The sequence below is a fragment of the Microbispora sp. CSR-4 genome, assembly GCF_008033685.1.
Lineage (GTDB): Bacteria > Actinomycetota > Actinomycetes > Streptosporangiales > Streptosporangiaceae > Microbispora.
This window is the reverse complement of record NZ_VJVX01000333.1, coordinates 1-280: the sequence shown is the minus strand read 5'-3', so window position 1 is coordinate 280 and position 280 is coordinate 1. Positions and strand designations below refer to the sequence as shown.

The window sequence follows — 280 nt, the reverse complement described above, 5'->3', positions numbered from 1 at the left end:
GAGTTCAACATGATCACGGCCGAGAACGAGATGAAGATCGACGCGACTGAGCCGAACCAGGGTCAGTTCAACTTCACCAACGCCGACCGGATCTACAACTGGGCCGTGCAGAACGGCAAGCAGGTGCGCGGGCACACGCTGGCGTGGTACTCCCAGCAGCCGGGCTGGATGCAGTCCCTCAGCGGCAGCGCGCTGCGCCAGGCGATGATCAACCACATCAACGGCGTGATGGCCCACTACAAGGGCAAGATCCCCTACTGGGACGTGGTCAACGAGGCCT

General features: G+C 62.1%; 1 protein-coding gene. It reads left to right on the top strand.

What is annotated here, in order from left to right:
- Nucleotides 1-280: endo-1,4-beta-xylanase (locus tag FLV34_RS40040; protein WP_147945654.1), on the top strand; the 280-nt coding region annotated here is incomplete at both ends.